The organism is Lacticaseibacillus salsurivasis (genome assembly GCF_036246225.1).
In the GTDB taxonomy this organism is placed as follows: domain Bacteria; phylum Bacillota; class Bacilli; order Lactobacillales; family Lactobacillaceae; genus Lacticaseibacillus; species Lacticaseibacillus salsurivasis.
On sequence record NZ_BTTP01000022.1, the window covers coordinates 16,187 to 33,533 of the forward strand.

Annotated in this window: 16 protein-coding genes; 6 read left to right on the forward strand and 10 right to left on the reverse strand. The window is 54.6% G+C overall.

Features of this window, described 5'->3' with window-relative positions; all coding sequences use genetic code 11:
- Window positions 1–5: 5 nt before the first annotated feature.
- The 4 genes from AAA927_RS11710 to AAA927_RS11725 form a co-directional block, all read right to left on the reverse strand.
- Window positions 6–1,466, reverse strand: coding sequence for a UDP-glucose--hexose-1-phosphate uridylyltransferase (locus AAA927_RS11710; protein WP_338217997.1), 1,461 nt, complete (start codon window positions 1,464–1,466; stop codon window positions 6–8).
- Window positions 1,463–2,458 (reverse strand): UDP-glucose 4-epimerase GalE, encoded by a 996-nt coding sequence (galE, locus tag AAA927_RS11715; RefSeq protein WP_338217998.1) that lies wholly within the window; start codon window positions 2,456–2,458, stop codon window positions 1,463–1,465. The genes AAA927_RS11710 and galE overlap by 4 nt, the downstream gene beginning before the upstream one ends.
- Before the next feature lie 76 nt (window positions 2,459–2,534).
- A complete protein-coding gene (locus AAA927_RS11720) occupies window positions 2,535–3,701 on the reverse strand; it encodes a galactokinase (RefSeq protein WP_338217999.1) in 1,167 nt (388 codons plus the stop codon).
- A gap of 29 nt (window positions 3,702–3,730) precedes the next feature.
- Window positions 3,731–4,741: a LacI family DNA-binding transcriptional regulator gene (locus tag AAA927_RS11725; protein WP_338218000.1), complete on the reverse strand. Its 1,011-nt coding sequence runs from the start codon at window positions 4,739–4,741 to the stop codon at window positions 3,731–3,733.
- Between the two features lie 177 nt (window positions 4,742–4,918).
- Here AAA927_RS11725 and AAA927_RS11730 point away from each other — a divergent pair, with 177 nt between their 5' ends.
- The gene (locus AAA927_RS11730) at window positions 4,919–6,940 is read left to right on the forward strand and encodes a hypothetical protein (protein WP_338218001.1); all 2,022 of its coding nucleotides are present in this window, start codon (window positions 4,919–4,921) and stop codon (window positions 6,938–6,940) included.
- A 188-nt stretch (window positions 6,941–7,128) separates the two neighbouring features.
- Here the strand turns inward: AAA927_RS11730 and AAA927_RS11735 are convergent, their stop codons facing one another.
- Window positions 7,129–7,422, reverse strand: coding sequence for a hypothetical protein (locus AAA927_RS11735; protein WP_338218002.1), 294 nt, complete (start codon window positions 7,420–7,422; stop codon window positions 7,129–7,131).
- A gap of 41 nt (window positions 7,423–7,463) precedes the next feature.
- Window positions 7,464–7,877 carry a phage infection protein gene (locus tag AAA927_RS11740; RefSeq protein WP_338218003.1) on the reverse strand — a complete coding sequence of 138 codons (414 nt, stop codon included), beginning with the start codon at window positions 7,875–7,877 and terminating at the stop codon, window positions 7,464–7,466.
- A gap of 197 nt (window positions 7,878–8,074) precedes the next feature.
- On the opposite strand from AAA927_RS11740, the gene AAA927_RS11745 reads away from it, so the two are divergent.
- Complete coding sequence (locus tag AAA927_RS11745; RefSeq protein ID WP_338218004.1) at window positions 8,075–8,668, forward strand: hypothetical protein; 594 nt, start codon at window positions 8,075–8,077, stop codon at window positions 8,666–8,668.
- A 482-nt stretch (window positions 8,669–9,150) separates the two neighbouring features.
- Here the strand turns inward: AAA927_RS11745 and AAA927_RS11750 are convergent, their stop codons facing one another.
- Genes AAA927_RS11750 through AAA927_RS11760 form a run of 3 tightly spaced genes read right to left on the reverse strand, consistent with a single transcriptional unit; the run spans window position 9,151 to window position 13,221 of the window.
- Window positions 9,151–9,903: a flavodoxin family protein gene (locus AAA927_RS11750; protein ID WP_338218005.1), complete on the reverse strand. Its 753-nt coding sequence runs from the start codon at window positions 9,901–9,903 to the stop codon at window positions 9,151–9,153.
- A gap of 17 nt (window positions 9,904–9,920) precedes the next feature.
- Window positions 9,921–10,700 carry an alpha/beta hydrolase gene (locus tag AAA927_RS11755; protein WP_338218006.1) on the reverse strand — a complete coding sequence of 260 codons (780 nt, stop codon included), beginning with the start codon at window positions 10,698–10,700 and terminating at the stop codon, window positions 9,921–9,923.
- 58 nt (window positions 10,701–10,758) lie between these two features.
- Window positions 10,759–13,221 (reverse strand): TIM-barrel domain-containing protein, encoded by a 2,463-nt coding sequence (locus AAA927_RS11760; protein ID WP_338218007.1) that lies wholly within the window; start codon window positions 13,219–13,221, stop codon window positions 10,759–10,761.
- Between the two features lie 268 nt (window positions 13,222–13,489).
- On the opposite strand from AAA927_RS11760, the gene AAA927_RS11765 reads away from it, so the two are divergent.
- A complete protein-coding gene (locus AAA927_RS11765) occupies window positions 13,490–14,344 on the forward strand; it encodes an RluA family pseudouridine synthase (RefSeq protein ID WP_338218008.1) in 855 nt (284 codons plus the stop codon).
- Between the two features lie 70 nt (window positions 14,345–14,414).
- Here the strand turns inward: AAA927_RS11765 and rpmG are convergent, their stop codons facing one another.
- Complete coding sequence (rpmG, locus tag AAA927_RS11770; protein ID WP_125581973.1) at window positions 14,415–14,567, reverse strand: 50S ribosomal protein L33; 153 nt, start codon at window positions 14,565–14,567, stop codon at window positions 14,415–14,417.
- Window positions 14,568–14,689: 122 nt separating this feature from the next.
- Here rpmG and AAA927_RS11775 point away from each other — a divergent pair, with 122 nt between their 5' ends.
- From AAA927_RS11775 to AAA927_RS11785, 3 genes are all read left to right on the forward strand, one after another.
- Window positions 14,690–15,223: a GNAT family N-acetyltransferase gene (locus AAA927_RS11775; protein ID WP_338218009.1), complete on the forward strand. Its 534-nt coding sequence runs from the start codon at window positions 14,690–14,692 to the stop codon at window positions 15,221–15,223.
- Between the two features lie 131 nt (window positions 15,224–15,354).
- Window positions 15,355–15,903: a hypothetical protein gene (locus AAA927_RS11780; protein ID WP_125581977.1), complete on the forward strand. Its 549-nt coding sequence runs from the start codon at window positions 15,355–15,357 to the stop codon at window positions 15,901–15,903.
- A gap of 513 nt (window positions 15,904–16,416) precedes the next feature.
- A complete protein-coding gene (locus AAA927_RS11785) occupies window positions 16,417–17,199 on the forward strand; it encodes a hypothetical protein (RefSeq protein WP_338218010.1) in 783 nt (260 codons plus the stop codon).
- Window positions 17,200–17,347 lie beyond the last annotated feature (148 nt).

A 17,347-nucleotide genomic window follows, 5' to 3' on the forward strand; every position in this document is an offset into this window, starting at 1 on the left:
TTGGCTTAAAGCGTGGCGATAAACCGCCCGAAGGCAGCTTGACCCGTTTCATCGCGTTTGAACACCCCGGCGTCTTCCAACACCCGGGCGAACACGCGGCCCACGGCTTCGTTTAGTTGCGCGGTGGCATTGGTTTCCGTCCAGGTGAACTGGGCTTGCAGCTGCTTTGCCCAAGGCATATGAGAAGCCTCAATCTGATTGGGTTGACCAAGCAGATACTTTTTGACTTCAGTCAGCTCATTCGCCAGCCGCGCTGGTAAGACGGCGAGGCCCATGACTTCAATTAAGCCGATGTTTTCGCGCTTGATGTGCTGAACATCTTGGTGCGGGTGGAAAATGCCGTCAGGATATTCAGCCGAGGTTTGATTGTCGCGCAGGACCAGGTCCAGTTGATAAGCATCACCGACGCGGCGGGCAATCGGGGTCACGGTGTGATGCGGCGTGCCATCCGTGAAGGCGCGCACCGCCACACTGTCATCGCTGTAAGTCGCCCAAGTAGCCCGAATGTGTTCCGCTGCTTCAGCGAGCTGTTCACGGTTGGTGGAGGTTAAGCGAATCACACTCATTGGCCAGCGCACAATGCCAGCTTCTACGGCCTCGTAGTTAGGCAAACTGATGGCCTTTTCCACCGGGGCTTTAGCCATGGCGAAAGTATGGTGGCCGCCTTGGTAGTGTTCGTGGCTGAGCATCGAGCCGCCAACAATCGGCAGATCAGCGTTTGAGCCGACGAAATAGGTTGGCAGCATGTGGACAATCGCTAGCAGATTCGTGAACGTGGTGCGGTTGATGTGCATCGGTTCATGCACGCTGTCGAGGAAAATGGCGTGTTCTGGGAAGTAGGCATATGGTGAATACTGGAAGCCCCAGGTTTGGCCATTGAGCTGAAAGCGCACAATGCGGTGGTTGCCCCGGGCCGGATAGTCGGCGCGGCCGCGGTAACCTTCATTTTCCAAGCAGAGCTGGCACAGGGGATAACCCAGCGCCTTCACTTTAGCAGCGGCGGCGATGTCTTTGGGATCCTTTTCCGGTTTGGACAAGTTAATGGTGATTTCGAGTTCACCATAAGGCGTCTGGGCCGGGAATTGGATATTTTTAGCAATCGCTCGGGTTTGAATGTAATTATTCGCCCGCGATAGCTGGTAAAACCAATCCGTCGCTGTGCTGGGACTGGTGGCATAAGCGCCCCAGAATTGGCGGTTGACGGAGCTGGGCAGCGGGGTGGCCAAGGCCATCAGCTCTGATTCCAAAATCTGTTTCGCGGCGGTAGTGTCTTCGCACACGCCGTTTTGCACGGCGGCTTGGACGAGCAGGTCGAGGTTGTCCAGTCCGGCTTCGGCGCCGGCGAGACTTTGCGCTTCATCGCCCACCAAAGCCAAGGTCCGGTTGGTTAAATAAACTTGATCCAGCGCGGTGTAGTCGTGGTTCAGCTCAAGGCACCAGTTGACATGACGTTCAACGGCTTTCACTGGCGATCACCAAAGCCTTCCGGATGATTCTCATGCCAGTTCCAAGCATCGCCGATGATTTTTTCGACATCATCGAATTGCGGCTGCCAGCCCAGGACGCTGCGGGCCTTGTCAGAAGCGGCAATCAGCGTGCTCGGGTCGCCAGGGCGGCGCGGACCGATTTTGGCCGGAATTTCCTGGCCGGTGACTTTGCGGGCGGCGTTGAGAATTTCCAAGTTGGAAAAGCCCGTGGCAGAGCCAATGTTGAAGGCGTCACTGGCATTGCCCGCTCGCAGGTAGTTCAGCGCCAAGATGTGGGCATCCGCTAAGTCCACCACATGGACATAGTCGCGAACGTTGGTGCCGTCTTTGGTCGGGTAATCATCGCCGAAGATTTGCAAATTGTCCCGGGTGCCAGCAGCGGCTTGCAAGATAATCGGAATCAGGTGTGTTTCCGGATGGTGATCTTCCCCGATGCTGCCATCAGGCATGGCGCCAGCCACGTTGAAGTAGCGCAAGGCAACGAAGTGAATGCCATAAGCGACATCGGCCCATTTGATGATTTTTTCCATGGCCAGTTTGGATTCACCATAAGGGTTGGTTGGCACTTGGGGATCGGATTCCTTGATTGGAATCTGTTTGGGTTCGCCGTAAGTCGCAGCGGTGGAGGAGAAGACAATCTTATCGATGCCGAATTGCTTCATCGCTTCCAGCAGCGTGATCATGCCGCCGGTGTTGTTGTCAAAATACTTCAGTGGATCCTGCATGGATTCTGGCACGATGGAGAAGGCGGCAAAGTGGATAATCGCGTCGATTTTTTCGGTGCTAAACACCTGACTCAAGAAATGGTAATCGCGAATGTCACCTTGGTAAAAGCGCGCTTTTTTGTCAATGGCGCGTTCATGGCCGGTGATCAGGTTGTCCAAAACCACCACATCTTCGCCGGCTTTAACCAGTTGAGCGACGGTGTGAGAGCCGATATAGCCGGCCCCGCCTAAAACTGCAATTGTCATATGATAAGATCTCCTTTTTAAGTGATGAATCCATGGAAAGGTAAATGCGTCTGGACTTGGCGCCAGAGCATGGCTTTTAATCGATTACTTTAGGCCCATCGGCAATATTAGCGATATAGAAATCCGCGGCGTACCCAATAGTGTCTTGGTAAACATCCCCAACTGCCTTGGTGAAGGCTGGGACCTGGTCTTTAGCCACCAAAGCGATGGCGCAGCCGCCAAAGCCGGCGCCGGTCATGCGGGCACCAAGGACGCCAGGCTGCTTAACCGCGGTTTGCACTAAGGTGTCAAGTTCCTTGCCGGTCACTTCATAATCATACGCCAGCGACACGCCAGAGGCACTCATCAGCCGGCCAAACGCTGCGAGGTCGCCGGCCTTCAGCGCCGCGGCAGCCTTCAAGGTGCGCTGGTTTTCAAAGACGGCGTGACGCGCGCGGCGAATGAGGATTGGGTCCTCAATCAGGTAGGTGTACTGGTCGAAAGTATCAATATCCAGTTCGCCCAAGGTCTTGATGTCCAGCTTGGCTTGCAGGCGGGCAACGGCTTCTTCGCATTCAGAGCGGCGCTCGTTGTACTTGGAGTCGGCGAGTTCCCGGCGCTTGTTGGTGTTCATGATGACCACCACATTGTCGCCCATGGCCAGTGGCAGCGACTCGTATTCGAGGGTGCTGGCATCTAGCAAGGTGGCGTGGTTGGCGCGGCCCATGCCGATGGCGAACTGGTCCATGATGCCGGAGTTGACGCCGATGAATTCGTTTTCGGTTTTTTGGCCCATTTTGATGAGTTCAAGCATGTCATGACCTAAGTTGAAGGTCGTATTCAAAATGGTCCCAGTCAGCAGCTCCAGTGAGGCAGAAGAGGAGAGGCCGGCGCCGTTTGGCAAGTCGCCTTTGATGTACAGATCTAAGCCCTGGTCGAAAGTGGCGCCGGCTTTGAGCAGTTGCTGGGCCATGCCTTTGAAGTAGTCGCTCCACTTGCCGTCTTTGGCGCCGGTGATTTCAGTCAGCGGCAGGTCGATAATGCCAATGTTTTCGAAGTTAGCAGAATAGAGCCGGAATTTGGCCTCGTCATTCGGGCCAACTGCGGCGTAGGTGCCTAAACTGATGGCACAAGGGAAAACATGACCGCCATTGTAGTCGGTGTGTTCACCGATCAGATTAATGCGGCCTGGCGCAAAATAGACATGGGCGGCGTCGTGCCCGAATACTTGCTTGAAGCCTTGCTTAAGTGCTGCTGTGTCCATGATGAAACCTCCAATATTTTATTTTGCCGTTAACGGCTACTATCGCGCAAAATCAGTTCGGAACTTAAGGTGATGCGAGTTGGCACCGTGAGCAAGCCTGAAAGCTGATCTTGAATCAGCTTAGCCGCGTTGATGCCCATTTGCTGCGTGGCCACTTTGACGGTGGACAAGCTCGGGTTCAAAAAGCGGCCCACTGCCAGATCATTGAAGCCGACGATGCTGACGCGGTCTGGCACGGCGATGTGCTGCTCTTGGAGCGCTTTAATGGCGCCGATGGCCATGGCATCGCTAGCCACGAAGAAGGCATGCGGCAACTGATCACCATATTGATTGATGAGCGCCGTCATCGTGGCATAGCCACCTTCAATGGTGAAAGGCGCATCGGCAATGATAGCGTCTTCCAGCAGGCCTTGATCACGCAGGGTGGCTTCAAAGGCCACCGTGCGCTGATCATCAATGGCTTGGCCGTCGGTGGTTTCTTCGCGGCCAGCGATCATGCCGAGGCGGTGATGGCCTTGCTGCCGGAAATAGGCAATGATTTTACCTACCGGAGCGGCGAAGCTAGTGGTGACACAGGAGATACTTTGATCCAGCGTGTCCTGGTCGACAATCACCAGCGGCTTGTTGAGGGCCTTGAATTGATTGAGCTGGCTTTCACTGTATTTACCAATGGCAATCAGGCCGGCCAAGTTGCCGGCATCGGCCAGTGTATCGTTAGAGAAAAAACGGGCGATGGCAAAGTCGGCGGCCTGCAGCTGGGTTTCAGCACCCCAGCGAATCGCTCGATAATAGAGATCATTGTTTTCTTCCTGCTCGGAGTACCACTGAACGATACCAATGGTGCCCGCGGCAGTTTGCGTTTTATGCTGATGCTTGGTGTAATTCAGCGCCTCTGCTGTGGCAAAAATGCGTTTGCGGGTGGCGGCGGAAACTTGCAATGAGGTGTCCGCGTTGAGTACGCGGGAAACTGTGGCACTGGATACATGCGCGGCGTCAGCAATATCTTTTAAGGTGGCGATACCGGTCCCTCCTTTGCCCAAAATCAGATTTTTGTTATCGTCACGCCTATTTTACTAAAAGGTGGTAAAAAAGTGAACTGATATTTTACCTATTACCGTTTTTTTGCCAAGCTATGGTACACTAGGAGGCGAAATGTGACCGGTTGCTAACCCGAAACAGCGGCAATCGATTAAATTTAGTAAAACTAGGAGGCCGACATGTTTCATTATTCCTTACGCTATACCCTCGATCCCCGCACCAATACGCCGATTAAGGACGATAAGTTATTGGCTTTTTGCCAGAAGGCGCAAGTCGATAACGTCGCATTCTTTATTAATCCAGAAGAGTTGAACGCCAGTCATCTCACCGCCGCCCAAACCGATCAATGGCTCGATGCCATCCGCCCGGTGGCCAAGCGTCTGGCGGACCAAGGCATTACCACGAGTCTTAATCCTTGGACCACCATCATGCACAGTGACCGGGGCAAAGCCATTGATCCCAGCATCGGTTTTGACACTTTAGTCGATATTAACGGCAAAAAAGCCACCTCGATGGGCTGTCCAGCCGATCCGAAGTGGCGCGATTACCTAGCTGACCGCTACGCGCAATACGCAACGCTTAAGCCTAAGCAGTTATGGCTGGAAGACGATTTCCGCCATTACAACCACACGCCACTGAAGCTGGCTTGCTTCTGCGACCGGCACATGGCGATTTACCAGGAAAAATTGGGCCGGAAGATTAGCCGGGCCGACTTTGTCAAAGAAATGCTCCAGCCCGGCGAGCCGACGCCGGCCCGCCAAGTTTATCTGAGTGTGGCGCGGCAGGAAATGATCGACACCGTGCATCAAGTGGAGCAGCGCGTTCATGCCGTGTCACCAGACACGGATTTGGCCTTGATGACGTCCTTCCCGAACTGGCATGCCTTGGAAGGCCGCGATTGGCCAGGCTTGTTTGATGCTTTGCGCGGCGAGGGGCACCCACGCGTGGCGCGCCCGCATTTGCCAGCTTACAACGAAATTGCGCCGCTGAAATACAGCCGCGTGTTTGAGGACTACACCCGCACCACTGCCGCCTATCTAGGCGATGATGCCGAATTGTTCCCAGAACTGGAAAACTATATGTACTCGCCATTCGTGAAGTCGGTGGCGTTTACCCAATTTCAGATTGAAACCGCGGCGCTGGTTGGCGCCCGGGGCATCCTGCTCAATCTCTTTGACATGATCGGCAACGGCATCGACAACGATTACCATTACGCCGAGATGTTGGCCCAAAGCAAGCCGTTCTTGGATCAAATCACGGAGCAGCGTCTGCAAATGAGCCAGACCCGCGGCATCAAAGTGCTGGTGGATCAGAATTCTTCCTTCACGTTGCACACTGCTAAAGGCGTCGACCCGGAAGAATTGCTGCCGCATGAAACCAACTGGGCGGCGCTGCTCAGCACGTTTGGCTTTTCAACGACGATTACGCCGCTGGTCAAGGACAGCCATTTTGAACATGAAATGCTTGCCATCAGCGGCCAACTGCTGCGCAACTTAAGTGATGACGCCATTACCCAGCTGCTCCATGACAACATCACGCTCCTCGATGGGGAGTCCGTTCAGGTGCTGCTTGACCGCGGGTTAGGCGACCTCCTGCACATCACCGCAAGCGCATGGCATGGGGTGCGCACCGGTTATCAATCCTTTGAAGCGGCTGATGGTCACACCGTGGAAGGCATCATGGATCCACGCATCACCATGCTGCAGCATACGGGGGATTATTTGCAGCTGAGTTATGCTGACGATGCTGACGTGGCGATTTGGAGTCATGCCTACAACGAATACGATGAGCAGCTCGGTAATGTGATGGCCTTGATTAATCATCGCACCATTGTGATGCCGATGAATCAAGACCCGAAGTACGGCTGGGAATCGCAATATGTCGGCTTTAAGCAAGGGCTGTATCAGGCGATGCTCAGTTCGATTTTTGACATCGATTACCTGATTGATATGCCCAACACCAAACTGATTGTGTCCACCCAAGCTGGCTTGACCTTGTGGGTGGCTAACTTCACGCTGGATGATTATCAACAAATTTCCTGGCATCCCGCCGAACCAATTATGGCCACGCATGCGACGGTGATTGCCCGCCATGGCGATCAGGTCATCAACAAGCGAGTGGCCTTGCAGCAAGTTGGCGACCGGGTGATTATCCCCATGCCACTGCCGCATTTGAGTATGATTCAAGTTCAAATCGATTAACCATGAAGCCGGGGCAACCCGGCTTTTTTGCTGGCAAAAGAACATCAGCGATCACGATGGCCGCACGCCACTGCCAGAACAGCACGTGTTAACGCGCAACGCTCTAGCGGATAAGCAAAAACAGCCTGCAAAACCTAGCTTCAGGTTTTACAGGCTGTTTGATTGCTCCGCTGGACTAAAAATCAGCCTCAGTGGAAAATGACGTTATTCGCGCCGGTGACATTCAAAATATAAACGAACAGCATAATCGCATTGATGATAAACGAAAAGACAATCACCGCGAACCGCACCGTAAACACATGGCTCCAAGTGCTGAAGTTAAACCACCCAAAGCGCTTGCCTTTGTAAGTAAAGAGCATGATGAGTAAGACCAACGTCAAGCCAGCTTGAATGATGGTGCCGAGCAAATAAAGACCTTGGCTTTGCTGCAACCAGAAGACCCCGGCAGCAATCACGTCGAGCAGTAGGGCAATCAGGGGCATGGTATCCTTCCTCTCTGATGTAAAGTACGCCCAGTATAGCATTAACTGTATGAAGGAGAAAATGGTACCAAAGTCACATGGCGAATCGCCGCAATCGGGACGGTGGCTTCACCAATCACGACTTCATCATCTTCCGTGTAGCCTTGCACCTTGCCGCCCACTGGCGCCGCCAATTGGCCATCAATCGTGCTGGTTTGCAGCTGGACATTGACGCTTTGCCCAGTGCGGTACGCCGTCGCCAGCTGCTGGCGAATCAGCTCGGTGCTTTGCTGCGAAAGCAGCGGCTGGTTTTGCAACTGCATTTTGGCGGCCGCCTGCTGATTAAGCGCCGCCGTGTGATCAGACAAATAGTAGCCTTGCCATTTCACCATGCCGCGGTCGTGGTAATGATGGGCAAAAAAGTCCGCCACAAGCTTCTGGAAGGCTTCCTGGCCAATTTCATCTGCATAAGTCATACCGCTCACCTCTTTATCATTATACAAACATACGTTCGATAATTAAAAGGTTAAGCTTGGTCGTTGTCATTTTGTAACATGACGAAGCTGTCTAGACCGGGCCATAACGAATTCTTAACTATTTTATGTGACGATTTTATTACAAAAAGATTTCAAGCCTGCTATACTGAATTTAACAAAGCAAGGGAGTGGTTGTGATGAAGAAATGGCTGTTAGTGAGTGTCTTGAGTTTAGGCCTGAGCGTCGGTGCGCTGGGTTTGGCTTATACGAATGTTGATCAGGCCAGCACTGCGACGGTTCAAACCGCGGCTAAGTCGACGACCACGAAGTCTGCGAAGAAAACGACGGCCAAGGCGACTAAGGCTGAAACCAGCAGCGAAGCGACTGCCAGCTCGACCAGTAGCGCGGCGACCCAGTCAAGTACCGCGGCCGCAACCACAAGCGCTAAAAAGGCGAGTGCGAGCCAAGCAAGTCGGCCAGCTGCAGCGAGTCAAACCGTGCAGGCGCCGGCCAAAGCGACCAGCACTCAGAGCCAGCCAGTTTCTGGGTTGGCTGCATATTACGGTACTTGGCACAATGTCAACGTGACGGTGACCTTAACCTCATCCACCATGACCGTGGCTTCCGCCGGCCAAGCTGGCAAGACCGTGACCTACACCGCCGTTAAGAGCGGCGCTGGTTATGTCTTCAGCCCAACCACCGGGGATGCCGATGATTTGTACTTTGTCCTCGAAAATGGCCAGTTGAACTGGGTCACTGGGGCGAGTGAGCCACTGGTGTTGACCCGTTAAAGAGGAGTGAATCAAAAAAGCGAAGGCGTGGGCCTTCGCTTTTTTGATTCTTGTGATTATGGGTAGTTATCCGGCTAAAAACGGCGCGCTTCGTAGCCTATGCAGTTGCGCTCAGCGCGCCAACGCCGAAGTGGCTAGCTACGCTTAATGCCTCGCTGGCAAAATCAGCCGGCAATGCCTTAAGCTAGGCTATCCATCCGGCTAAGACCGGCGCGTTTCGCAGCCTATCCAGTCGCGCTCCGCTGGGGCAACGCAGGAGTGAATAGCTACGCACCAAGCCTCGCCGCCAAAAAGCGGCGGCAATGCTTGGCGCTAGGCTATTCATCCAGCTAAAAGCGCCCCAGCTTCGCAGCCTATCGAGTTGCGCTCCGAGTGGCTAACGCCCGAGCAGCTAGCTACGCCTGCGCCTTCGCCGTCAAAGTCCGACGGCAATGTCGCAGGCTAGGCTATCTGTCGGGCTAAAACCAGCCACTCTCCGCAGCCTACCTATGTTTATGTCTTACAAACGTGGCGTAATGCAAAATTCCGGCGAGGAGGACGAAGAAGATGAGGACGAAGCTGGCGTAGCGGGTCCAGAAGTTCATGGTCGTGGCTGGAATCAAGAACTGGATGCCCATGGTCGCTAGGGCCATGATGGCAATCATGCCGAATAAGAGCAAATAGCGTTTCATGGTTTCGTTGTCCCTTCTGACTTTGGCGGGAAGTTTGGCGGCGAGGGCCTGCGCCTGGGCAATTTTGGCCTCGGGTATGGCATGAGTATTCCAAGTCCCAGGCAAAATGAGCTCGCCGGCTTTGCGCAGGCCGGCCGCGGCCATCGCCTTATCCAGCATGGTCAGGCAGGCGTCGGTTTGGTGGGTAAAGGTGTTCTCTAAGCCACTGGCAAAACACGAGGTGATGGTGAGGTAAACCTTGCCTTTGTATTTGCCTGGCAGGGTGTCACCTTGGTGCGTCATCCGCGTTAGGCGCGGGCGCAAGCAGTCCAAGGCTTGCTTAAGGGTACCGGCCACCGTGCCGAAATACGTTGGACTAGCGAGCACCCAGACGTCGGCCGCCGCGAGTTTTTGCTCTAAGGCGTCTAATGCCGGATTAGCTTCACCGCGGCGATCAGGCCGGAGCGTGAGCTGATTGAGGTCGATGAATTCATGGGTGCCTTCGCAGGCTTCCAGCAAGGCGTGGGTCAGTTTGGCGGTCAGGCCTTGCGGGTCTTGACCGCCGAACAGGGCAATGGTGTGCAAATGGGCTCACCTCTCAGTTAGTCGGTTACTTGCAGATGATAGTTGAAAAAGGCCAACGTCCCAGGCAGGGCAAAGGCGGTGTAATCACGGGCATGGCCAGAGCCAGGCACCACATGGACCGCGATGTCGCGCTTGAAGGCGGCGGCCTGCTCTAGGAAGCGGAATACACCTGGTAGCGGCGACAGTTCATCGGTCGCATTGTACATTAAAGTGGGACCCAGCGTGGTCGTGAGATGATTCATGGGATTGACGGCGGTCAGTTTTTCCGGCGTCAGGTCACCTAAGTAGGTTTGAATGAAGTACTTGTAAAAGGCATTGTGAATGGCGTGAATTTCGGTGAGACCCAGTTCTTCGCGCGCATCCAGCGCTGCTTTGACGGTGGGATGCTGCTGGACCCAGTTGGCAAAGTCAACAATCGCCGACCAGGACACCACCGGCTGGCCGGACTGAAGACTTTGCGTGATGGCCATGGTGCCACCGACGCTGGCGCCTAAGAGGCCGACACGCTGGCGGTCAAATGGGTAGTCAGACTGCTCAAACCAAGTCATAAAGCTGGCCAAATCATCCTGCGCCGCTGGGAACAAGTCAGCAGGGGCTAACCGGTAATTTGGCAGGGCCACTAAGTAGCCGGCGTTGGCGAAAGTTTCGCCGATGTCGCTGTCGGCACTTTTATCCCCGCGAATCCAGCCGCCGCCGTGGACAAAGACGATGGCGGCGCCGTTTGGGGTCGCTGGGTAATATAAATCTGCTTTTTGCAAGGCTCCTGGGCCATACGCCACATCTAAATCAGTTTTCATAACGTCCTCCTTTGTTTCACTACTTTAACCTTAGTCAACTTAAGGCGCCGGTGCAAGCTTACCAGGTCAGGGTAAAGGTCAGAGGTTCGCGAATCGAATGTGCCGGTACACTGATGGTGACACCAGTTTCAGTGCGGTTGAGGGGATCGACCACGCGCGGGCCCGGTTGCATTTGCACTGCGATTGGCACCTCGCCGCTTCTAGCTGTGACTTGGGTAGGCGCTGGACCCGCCACAAAGAGCTGGACGGGTACGGCTTCCACTTGGTCGGCAAATTGGCCTTTGGTGGCGTGAATGGTCAGGCTGGCGGTACTTCTGCTACCTTCAGCGGTGATTAAAGTGGTGGCTTGGTCACCTGCTTGATAAGCGAGCGTGGTCCCATCATCTTCGACCAGCGTAAAGGCACTGGCCGGCCCTGGCCAGTAATCCATTAACCGCGTTGCCGACCGCGCCGCAGGATTTTGGTGCGGCAAGGCTAAGGGGATGATGCTCCCGGCTTTGACGTAAATCGGCAACTGATCCAGAGGCACAGTGACATCGCTTAAGGTCTGTTCACCGGCGGTTTTGGCGCCGGTCCAAAAGTCGAACCAGTCGCCATGCGGCAGATAAACACTGGCGCGGGTGGTCTGGCCATCTGGTTGCAGGTGGTAAGGTCGCACGATGGGCGCCACCAGCAAACTCGCCCCGACCATGAATTGATCCGCCAATTCGCCGGCGGCCAAGTCGTCAGGGTCAGCCCAGAAGGTCGGGCGCATAATGGGCGCAGTTTGGGTCGCTAGGCTGTACAGATAAGGTACCAGCATGGTGTGGTACTGCAAAAAGGCGCGGTTGATGGCCACATTCGCCACTTCCATTCCCATCAGCTTCGGCTGTGTGCCCCAGCCATCCATGGCAAAAAAGCTTGGCGTGAAGGCTTTCCACTGCAGGTCGCGGGTTTGAATGATGGGGTCGCCGCCACCATAAATGCCATCCACGTCGCTGGCGATGTGCGGCTGGCCGGCTAATCCAGCCGCCAGATAGCTACCGACATGAGTTTCCAGGTTGCGCCAAGTGCCACCGGTTTGATCGCCAGTCCACACCAGTGCCGCGCGTTGCGTGCCGGCCCAGCCATCCAGCGTCACCGTCAGCGGACGCAGCTGGTGAGCGGCGAAGGTGGCCTGAATTTTCGCGGTGGCATTCACGCCAAAGGTATAGCCTTCACCAATCCAGGCGACATCGGTTTTGACGGCGCGACTACCAGCCTCAATTTCCTGCTGCAAGTCACGCTCGTTTTTCTGTGGTGTGGCAGTTTGCGGGCTGAGCTGGGCCTGCGTCCATAGCCCGACTTGAATACCGTGGGCGTTAGCGTATTGAATGAAGGCTTTCAGATTGGCTAAGTCGCCGGCAAAAGAATTGGTTTGCCCATAGCCTGAGCCATAGCCGTCATTGGGAATCATCCAGCCCAAGGGAAAGCCTTGCTTGGCATAGCGGTCAATCACCGCGCGGCCGGAAAATTGGGCATCGTGCTCGCCATTGAGCGATTCGTGAATCGCGGTTTTCGGCATGCCGTTTTCATCGGCATCAGTGAAGGTGACGTGACCGTCGCCATAGACATTTGGCACTAGGGGCTGATTGTTGACAGTGATGGTGCCTGGCCGATAACCGAGGTTGAACGTCGCCTTGTTCAGCGGTGAATAGGCCTTGTACCAATGGCCATCCGCAAATTGCCGCGCCCCAGCCGAATCAGCCGTCACCGCCACCCAATAATTGCGATTGTAGGCATTGAAGTGCGCGGGGTAAAAGGCGAAAGTCGGCAAGCGCACTGGCTGGCCGGTGAGTTCATAGTAACCGCCGATGAGACTGGTTGGGGTTTGGCCCAAAATCAGATAGGCATCATACACACTGTCTTCATGCGTGAGGTAAGCGCCGTGCAGCGGGTCGCCGAAATCATATTCACCTGGCGTAAAGGAGTTGGCCAAGAAGCCGTAGCCACTGGTCGTCCAATAGAAGGGCACCGGACTGGAAACACTGCCCCGGGTCCAGCGATTTTCGTTTTTGATGGCAATCAGGCGGCCCGTTTGCTCAACTTGCCCGTTTTGCACGCCGCCACCAAAGTAATGGGCGTTCAGGTCAGTTTTGATTCGAGTGGTCCAGGCCTGGGCGGTAAGCTGCGGCAGGGTTTGCGTCAAGAGAGGCTGCGCGCCTTGCTTAATCACCATCTGACCAGCCTGCAGGCTCACGATGTAAGCACCAAGTTTGATTTGGTGGTCATGCAAATTTAGTGGTAGCTGGCCGGTGGCGGTAACAATCGGCGTTTGATACTGTTGCCCACTGCCACCAGTGGCGACGGTTTCGTCGGCGTGTTTGGCGATTTCTGGCGCTTGGGGGATGCTCGGGTACTGCGGCCAAACGCCGGCCGTTACGGTCAGCCGCAGTAAGTGCTCATTCACGGCCATCAGGCGCGCGTGCCAGCCGTGATAATCAAACAGCACCGTGCCATTTGCGGCATGTAAGTGATGAAGTTGATTTGGGTTTTCTACCATATTAGGATGCCTCCGGTTTTCACCAGCATACCGCAACCATGTGAATTCGGGTATAATTTAAATCAGGCTGCGGAGTGAGGCCGCCTTTAGCCTGCCGATTAGCCTAGCCGCGAGCATTGAAGCCGGTCTTAGGCTTCGAGGCTCGCTGCGTAGCTAATCGCGCAGGGGTTGGCCTCACGGAGCGCGACTAAATCAGGCTGCGAGCAACGTCTTTTTGGGAGTTGTTCCAGTGTTCTTGAAACCAGCACCACCCAATCAGGAGGCAAACATGAACTTTTCTTTCCAATATTCAGCTGAACGAGCGACCACGGTCAAGCGTGTCCTGGCCCGGGCCGGGGTGTCACATCGCCTATTGACGCGGCTTTTTAACGAGCAGCTGGTCTGGCGCAACGGCATGGTCACCACCAACCAAGAGGTGATTCACGGCGATAAAATACGCTTTGAACTGCCCCCGAGTGATTTGGTGACCGCAAGTGACGGGTCGCTGCAGGTGGTGCTGGAATTGCCGAACTGGCTGATTGTCGAGAAACCGGCCGGCTTGGCTAGTGTGCCTGGCCCTAGTAATCGTGAGGATTCGCTGTTAAACCGGGCAGCGGGCTATTTGGCGGCGGCTGGCATTGACGGCCCGCAGCCAGCCATCATGACCCGCCTTGATCGCGATACGACTGGATTGGTGCTGATTGCGAAGCACATTTTTGCGCAAGGGAAGCTTGATCAGCAGCAGGATGCTGGCCTGCAAAAAGAATATCGGGCCGTGGTGGTGGGGACACCAGCGCCAGCCAATGGTCAGATTACCCTGCCACTGGGCAAGGCGGCAGATGGCATTCATCGCGAAGTGCAACCGGACGGCCAGTCGGCCATCACCGATTATCAGGTGACTGCCAGCCGAAATGGGTTGAGCCTGGTCACCATTCAGCTGGAGACTGGCCGCACCCACCAAATTCGGGCGCACTTTGCCGCGATTGGCCATTCTGTCGTGGGCGACCCGCTGTATGGTCAAGCGGATGAGCATTATCCGCATCAGCTGCTGCAAGCCAGCCGATTGCAGTTCACTGACCCGTTCACCGGCGAACAGTATGATGAGCAGCTCCCGGTGCCAGCAAATTGGCCAAGTTTTGCCTAAAAAAAGGCAAAAAAATAACCGTCCCGAAATCAGGACGGCGGTTGTCGCTACGGCCGTAAGCGACGACGAATTACTTGCGGACTTCAACGAAGTCAACCCGACGACGCAGTTTTGGAGAATACTTCTTCAAAGTGAGTCGGTCAGGCGTGTTGCGCTTGTTCTTGGAAGTCAAGTAGATCCGTTCGCCGGTTTCGGCGCAAGCAAGAAGAATGTGATCACGCATCTTACAGCACCTCTTTCATAATGATTGAACCTTAATAGCATACCGGAACCAGAAAAAAAGTCAAGGTTTGCTTGCAGGGATGGCATGGCGGTCGGGGGTTCACCGCGGAAAGGAGCACAACTATGCACTTAAAAGGTGACCGCGTTTCAATTCGACCGTTTACGGCGGCTGATGCGCCGGCATACTTGGCCTTGGCCCAAGACCCGCTGGTAGCGGGCCCCGCGGGGATGCGCCCGATTGCCAATTTGGAAGAAGCCAAGGCGCATGTGCTGAAAAATCAAACCACCGAGTTTGCGCTAGTGGTCAACGGCACCGTCGTCGGGGAAGTGGGAATTTATCCGCGCACGGCCGATGCCGCCGCCCCAGAAGCCCGCACCCGAGAAATCGGCTACGCCTTGGCCCAAGCTTATTGGGGGCAGGGGTTGATGCGAGAAGCGCTGCGGCTGGTGATTCGTGAGTTGTTCACTCAGCGGATGACCGCGCTGTGGGCGGCCACTTTTCCCGATAATCAACGCTCGATTGCCTTGCTCGCGCGGTTGGGGTTCGAATATCGCTTTACCGTGCCGCTGCCAGCTGGCCTGCACACCGATGGCCCGCAGTCGGAAGCTTACTTCGAATTAGTCAATCACATTTTGGCGCTTGAAGACGTTGATTGAGTGAAAATCGGCTCTAATAATACTTTTTCATGGTGTAAATTAGAGTTTTCATTTCAAATCGCAAAAGATTTCTCGTGGAGTTGCGCACTTAATGGTATAATGAAACCGACAATTTTAATGGAGGTTTCACAATGAGTGTCCAAACTGATTATGATGAGATCTATGCCAAGCGCTTGGCAGCGATCGAAAAAGATCCTGCCTTAACGATTTTATCTAGTATGGATCAAGCCCGGCCGGAGGGCACAACGAAGGCGACGCAATACATCGTCTACACCGACTACAAAGCAAACAGCTCACAAACCCGTTTCACCATCAGTGTGTATACGCCGTTTGAAAATGTGGACAAATACGGCCACTCAAAAGCTGACTTCCAATCCCAACTGCTGGTTGACGTTAATCGTTGGTCGCAGCGGATGCACATCACCGTACTGGAAACACTTGGTTCCGAAAGCCGCTTAGCGTTTTACGATTTCCAGAACATGGGCCTCGCTCAGTTAGCCTTGAAGGCCTTCGTCAATTTGGCCCGCAAGTCTGAAGCCGGCATCTTGGACGGCAACATCAGCTCCTTTGATAAGGAGAATTTTGCCAAGTTGCAACACATTTTTCCTAAGTTCGGCTTCACCTTCGACGTCCTCGACGCCGACCAAGGCTTGGCTAAGATCGAATTAAAGCTTAAGTAACACCCACAGAAGGAGGCCAAGGCTTCCTTTTTTGATTCCGCTGAGCATTCGCTCCCGCCGTCGACCTAGGTCAAACCGTATTCTACGTTATGCGAGCGATGGCCATTATTTGAGTGAACCGCAGTACTAGGGCCGGCCAGGTGGAGCAGAAAAGGGCTCAGTGGTGAAATTGTTCTTAGCCAGCGGTTTTGGCCGGCTTAGAACAAGCCGCGACTTTGAGACGCAAAGCGGCTCAAAGCGCTGGCCACCACGTTCCAGCCCTTTTCTGCGGAGCCTGGCCGGCCCGGCAGCATTGCGCATGCCTCGCTGCGTAGCCTAGTCGCGCTGCACGAGGCCAACGCCGGAGTGGCTAGCTACGCCTGAAGCCTCACCGCCAAAAAGCGGCGGCAAGGCTTCAAGCTAGGCTACCCATCCGGCTAAGACCGGCCTCGTTCTGCAGCCTGTCGATAAAAATTTGACAGCGTTTTCAAATCCGCCTAGAATACTCCTATGTGGGGAAATGGGGGAAAGTCCATGTTATCACCAGGCGTTAAGGTATTCATGTATATGCTGACCATGTCTGGCTCACCGGAGACGGTGAACGATCCGGTGTGGCATGATCGTTATCGGCTGGAGCCACTGCGGCTGATTCCGCAGCTACTTAATCGCGGTTTGATTGAACCGGTGCCGGCTAAGGCAGGACAAGCCTTTGAGCTGACGCCCAAGGGTCAAGCTGCCTTGGCGGATATCGACAACTGGCTTTGGGTCCATGAGTACTACCTTGCAGATGTGATCGATTTTGCCCATGTCCGTGACCACTGGTGGTCACACCCAAAAGTGGACTATGGCGTGCTCGAACGCTTGCTGCAAGAAGCCAAGGTGCAATATGGCGACGATCCTGCCTACATGGCCATTCTCTTGCGGCATCAGTTGCGCCTTGAGTATGATACGCACCACAATGACGCGGCGGCGCACACCTTGATGGCCTTGATTGATCAAGACCTCGACCCGCAGCCAGATGGCACCGTGCTTGATTATGATACGACTTGGGCCAAAATCACGGAGTTTGAGAAAACAACTTTGAAGACGCTACTGAGTCGGCTGAATTGGACCCTGACCGATTTTGAAATGGCTTTTTCCAATTGGCTGGATACCCAGCCGCGGCATCTCCGCTTGTTTACGCGCTTTGAGTTGATGACCATCGTGATGTATGAGATTGGCAACGATAAAACAAAGCTGCGCGCGCTATATGCGCAAGCTTCCACGCGCACGAACTGTCCGCCGGCGGTGGTCGGCGATAGTGTGCTCAATGGCTGAATCAAAACGACCTCGTTACCGCAATGAAGTGCCCTACAATTGTTAGACAAGAAGTCTAACGATTGTGGGGCATTTCTTGTGACCAAATATAGTAACGAATTAAAGGCAAAAGTGGTTTCTGAATACTTGAAAGGCGGTATTGGTTACA